The organism is Flavobacterium solisilvae (genome assembly GCF_012911605.1).
Taxonomy (GTDB): domain Bacteria; phylum Bacteroidota; class Bacteroidia; order Flavobacteriales; family Flavobacteriaceae; genus Flavobacterium; species Flavobacterium solisilvae.
Genome location: NZ_JAAMPT010000038.1, coordinates 1 through 243 on the forward strand (window position 1 = coordinate 1; position 243 = coordinate 243).

Annotated in this window: 1 protein-coding gene; it reads left to right on the plus strand. The window is 36.2% G+C overall.

All coding sequences use genetic code 11. The annotated features are described in order from the left end of the window. Nucleotides 1–243 (plus strand): hypothetical protein (locus G6042_RS00180; RefSeq protein ID WP_169522308.1); only part of this gene is annotated, 243 nt, incomplete at both ends.

Here is a 243-nt window from a genome sequence, read left to right on the forward strand (position 1 = left end):
ATACCACGATTTATGTTCAAACGTTAGGTATTCGTATTACCAATAATGCTACAGGTTGTTATGTTATTTCTACGATGGACATTCGAGTAGAACCATTGCCAGAACCAATACCGCCAACAACGCCATATATTATATGTGATGACAATCAGGACGGTTTTGCCGACTTCGATTTATCGACTTTAATTACCGATATTTTAGGAGGTGAAAACTACATTATTACCTTCCATGAAACTGAAGATAATG